Origin of the sequence: Parvibaculum sedimenti (genome assembly GCF_009184905.1) — a bacterium.
Lineage (GTDB): Bacteria > Pseudomonadota > Alphaproteobacteria > Parvibaculales > Parvibaculaceae > Parvibaculum > Parvibaculum sedimenti.
In genome coordinates, this window is sequence record NZ_WESC01000030.1 from 1 (window position 1) to 3,884 (window position 3,884).

Annotated in this window: 5 protein-coding genes; 3 read left to right on the forward strand and 2 right to left on the reverse strand. The window is 62.9% G+C overall.

Annotated features, from left to right (window positions below; translation table 11 throughout):
- Window positions 1-469: 469 nt before the first annotated feature.
- A complete protein-coding gene (locus F2P47_RS17455) occupies window positions 470-916 on the reverse strand; it encodes a DNA cytosine methyltransferase (protein WP_425500041.1) in 447 nt (148 codons plus the stop codon).
- An 8-nt stretch (window positions 917-924) separates the two neighbouring features.
- Window positions 925-1,275 (reverse strand): winged helix-turn-helix transcriptional regulator, encoded by a 351-nt coding sequence (locus tag F2P47_RS17460; protein ID WP_204886757.1) that lies wholly within the window; start codon window positions 1,273-1,275, stop codon window positions 925-927.
- 131 nt (window positions 1,276-1,406) lie between these two features.
- Between F2P47_RS17460 and F2P47_RS17465 the strand changes: the two genes are divergently transcribed.
- Genes F2P47_RS17465 through F2P47_RS17475 form a run of 3 tightly spaced genes read left to right on the forward strand, consistent with a single transcriptional unit; the run spans window position 1,407 to window position 3,654 of the window.
- Complete coding sequence (locus F2P47_RS17465) at window positions 1,407-2,219, forward strand: DODA-type extradiol aromatic ring-opening family dioxygenase (RefSeq protein ID WP_152217673.1); 813 nt, start codon at window positions 1,407-1,409, stop codon at window positions 2,217-2,219.
- 29 nt (window positions 2,220-2,248) lie between these two features.
- The gene (locus tag F2P47_RS17470) at window positions 2,249-3,142 is read left to right on the forward strand and encodes an SDR family oxidoreductase (protein ID WP_152217674.1); all 894 of its coding nucleotides are present in this window, start codon (window positions 2,249-2,251) and stop codon (window positions 3,140-3,142) included.
- The gene (locus F2P47_RS17475) at window positions 3,139-3,654 is read left to right on the forward strand and encodes a luciferase domain-containing protein (RefSeq protein ID WP_204886759.1); all 516 of its coding nucleotides are present in this window, start codon (window positions 3,139-3,141) and stop codon (window positions 3,652-3,654) included. The genes F2P47_RS17470 and F2P47_RS17475 overlap by 4 nt, the downstream gene beginning before the upstream one ends.
- The last annotated feature ends 230 nt before the right edge of the window (window positions 3,655-3,884 follow it).

Below are 3,884 nucleotides of genomic sequence, written 5' to 3' on the forward strand. Positions count from 1 at the left end.
CGGACACAAGCAAAGCCAGATCAAAGATCTGCTCCCTTGGAATTATCCAGTCAAGGTGTGAACGAAACATCGCTTACCGCTGATCGCCGTGAGGGCCGGGACAGGGTGAAGACCGACCGTCGGGATGTGTTGATGCTGGCGAAGCTGCATCGGGCCGGTCAATTGACGGCGGTCTGGGCGCCCGGTGCAGCCCACGAGGCGATACGCGATCTGGTCCGAGGGGCGGGCGACGGCGGTCCGGGTGGCGGGCAAGGCGCGCCAGCATCTGCAAGGGTTCCTGCTGCGGCATGGCCGGGTCTATCCCGGGAAGAAGGGAGGGACAAAGGCCTGTCGCCGCTGGCTGCCCACGGTGCGGTTCTCTCATCCGGCGCAACAGGTCGTGCTGCAGGATTACATTGATGCCGGACCGATTCCGAGGCGCGCATTGACCGCTCGACCACCCGGATCGTCGCTCTCATGGGTGCGCTGCCTAGAGGGCCTTCAACACAAGACTTGCGATCTGCCGCGCAAGAAACGGCGGCACCGCGTTGCCAACCTGAACGTACTGCTGAGTCCGGTTGCCGAGGAACAGGTAATCGTCCGGGAATGTCTGCAGTCGGGCTGTCTCGCGCACAGTCAGGCTGCGACACTGGATCGGATCAGGATGGATGAAGTAGTGACCATCCTTCGAAATGTGGCTCGTGACCGTGGTCGAAGCCTCGTCGGCCAGTTGGCCCCGGAAGCGGTCATTGAAGACCCCGCTGTGCCGGTTGCGGTGATCCGGGCAGAGCGCCAAAGGGAAAGCGGCAGCCTTCGGGCTATAGCCAAGGACTTGGCCGAACACCGCCGCGAACAGGTAGCGACCCAAATCCGAAGACATGTGCCCGCGCGTTTCGTGCTGGGCAATTGCGCGCAGGTCCGGGGCCGCTCCAGCCATCGCAAGAGTCAAACAGCACCCAAGTCATCGTCTTCAAAGACCCCCTCAGACTTCCATCGTTCCGCGATATTTCCTAGTGCGTCCAGAACGCTTCGCAGGTCGTTGCCGCGCGGCGTCAAGCCATAGGTGACCGCAGGCGGGATCGTCTCCGCCTGTTCGCGCCAGATGACCCCGGCGCCTTGCAGCATCCGCAGGCGTTCGGTCAGCATGCGGGTCGATATCCCCGGCACGGCGCGTTTCAACGCCCCGAATCGTTGCGGACCCTCATCGCTCAACACCCAGATAATATAGGTCGTCCACGGCCCCATCAGCAGACGCAGGATCGCGTCCATCGGGCACTGTGGCGGCGTCTTGAGCATGGGTGGGGTCCACTCTCTTGCCTTGGTTATCTATTCGTTCCTACTTTAATTAACGCCATAATACAACTATTCCTTATCGAGGTAACGAGACGCAGGGTTTCGGACGGCCCGACCGGGAAGGATTATCAGATATGACCCGTATGCCCGCGATGTTCGTTCCCCATGGCGGCGGTCCCTGTTTCTTCATGGACTGGAACCCACCCGATGAATGGGACCGGCACCGCCAGTTCCTGCAGGATCTGGCGGGCACGCTGCCCGAACGCCCCAGGGCGCTTCTGGTGATCTCGGGTCACTGGGAAGAGCGCGCCTTCACCGTGCAGACCAACCCCGCGCCACCGCTTCTGTTCGACTATGGCGGTTTCCCGCCCCATACCTACGAGCTGACCTGGCCCGCCCCCGGAGATCCGGCGCTGGCGGACCGCGTTCATGACCTGATCCGCGCCGCCGGTCTTCCGGCCGCGAAAGATGCCGCGCGGGGGTTTGATCACGGCGTCTTCGTGCCGCTCAAGGTTGCCTTTCCGGAGTCCGATATTCCCTGCGTCCAGCTGTCGGTTGCCAGCGATCTTGACCCCGCACGCCATATTGCGCTTGGTCAGGCCCTGGCCCCCTTGCGCGACGAGGGCGTGGCGATCATCGGCAGCGGCAACACCTATCACAACATGGGCGTGATGATGCGGAGCCTGCGCGGCGGGCGGCGGGGCGACACGGTTGGCGGAGCGTTCGACATCTGGCTGACCGAGGCGGTGACCTGCCCCGATCCCGATGAACGTAACCGCAGGCTCGTGCGCTGGTCGGAGGCACCAAGCGGCCGCGATGCACATCCGCGCGAAGAGCACCTGATCCCGTTGCATGTCGTGGCGGGCGCGGCGGGCACCGATATCGGCCGGAAGACCCTCGAAGATCACGTTCTTGGCGCCGTCGAAAGCGCCTTTCGCTTCGGTTGAAAAGAAACTCTGGAAAGGAACACAACGACATGTCCAACACCATCAAGGGCCCCTTCATCGTGACCGGCGCATCCGGTCAACTCGGCAGTCAGGTTATCGAGAACCTGCTGGCGCAAGGGGCCGCCCCCCTCGTCGCGATCACCCGCAAGCCGGAAAAGCTCGACGCACTTCGGGCGCGAGGGGTCGATGTCAGGGCGGGCGATTTCAATGACCCGTCCACGCTTGGCGCGGCCTTCGCCGGCGGCGGACGGCTGCTGATCATCTCGACGGACGACCTTGAGCCGGGCAAACGGCTTGCCGCGCACCGCAACGCAATCTCGGTCGCCAAAGAGGCCGGTGTGTCGCATATCGTCTATACGTCGCTCACCAATCCCGATGAAAACAACCCGATCAGCTTTGCTGCCGATCACCGCGAGACCGAGGCGCTGATCAAGCAGACCGGGATCCCCCACACGATCCTGCGCAACTGCCTTTACACCGATCTTTTTCTGATGAGCGCGCCGCAGGCGATTGGCGCGGGGGCGCTTTACGCTGCGGCAGGCGACGGCAAGGCGGGCTATGTCACGCGCGCCGATTGCGCCCGCGCCGCCGCCGCAGCCCTGTTGACCGAGACCGGCTCGACCCTGCGCGACATCACCGGACCCGAGGCCGTCAGCCATGCCGAGATCGCCGCGATCCTGTCCGAAGTTGCCGGGAAGGAAATCCCCTACGTCCCGATCACGCGTGACGCATTGGTTGAAGCGATGAAAGAAAATGGCCTGCCGGAGTTCATGGCGGATGTCTTCTCGTCCTTCGACGTGGCCATCGCCGAAGGATATCTGGACGTCACGACCGGCGACGTGGAAGACCTGACCGGACAAAAAGCGCAGTCGGTCCGCGACTTTCTGCTTGCCAACAAACCCGGTCTGACTGGTCAGGAATGAACCACAATGACGGAGGCTCAGTCATGCTAAAAATTTCACCGCGCGAGGGGCCAAGGCCCGACACCACGCCTTGCGCCCCGCATACGCAGATCAGTCAAAACCCGGATGCCACGTCATATAGCGCATTCAAGGACCGGGCCTTCGATTTTCCCTTCGTCACGCGCCAGCCTTCGATGATCTCTGTCCCGGGCGCCGAGGCGTTGTGCCTCGAACAAGGGCGCGGCTGCGGCTGCCGCGAAGCATTCATGATCGGCAATGAGTTCGCCCACGTCCACCCGCCGCAGGACGGCAGCTTGCACATGATGCTGCCTGAGGATGCTGTGCCGCAGATCGTCGATCTGGGCTGGGCAGAGCCGCATCCGATGGCGGCGGCCGGTATGATCCCGTCAACTGCGGTCATGGTCTACGCGCCAAGGAACAACGCGGAAATCGAAACCGTTCTCGATCTCCTGCGACTGTCTTATGATTTTGCGTGTGGGAAACTCGGACGGGTCGACAGCTTCGTTCTCTAACGGGATGGGCCGATCAGGAACTCTTCCCCGTTGCTTGCCGGGATGGACACGTTCTCGCTGGTGATCCCGCCCGCGTTCCCGCGCGACCTTCTTGCGGGCAGCCGGCCCGAACTGCAGCTTATACCAAGGCGCGCTGAGGCTGACTCACGTTGGGGATTGAACGAACCCGCTGACGCGGGACTGGCGTGTGTGTTGGCTTGGATGGCCTCCTGATGGGAAGGTTTGGTTGC

Coding starts and splice junctions, on each gene's coding strand:
- F2P47_RS17455 (WP_425500041.1), bottom strand. CDS start 916: ATGGCTGGAGCGGCCCCGGACCTGCGCGCAATTGCCCAGCACGAAACG.
- F2P47_RS17460 (WP_204886757.1), bottom strand. CDS start 1,275: ATGCTCAAGACGCCGCCACAGTGCCCGATGGACGCGATCCTGCGTCTG.
- F2P47_RS17465 (WP_152217673.1), top strand. CDS start 1,407: ATGACCCGTATGCCCGCGATGTTCGTTCCCCATGGCGGCGGTCCCTGT.
- F2P47_RS17470 (WP_152217674.1), top strand. CDS start 2,249: ATGTCCAACACCATCAAGGGCCCCTTCATCGTGACCGGCGCATCCGGT.
- F2P47_RS17475 (WP_204886759.1), top strand. CDS start 3,139: ATGAACCACAATGACGGAGGCTCAGTCATGCTAAAAATTTCACCGCGC.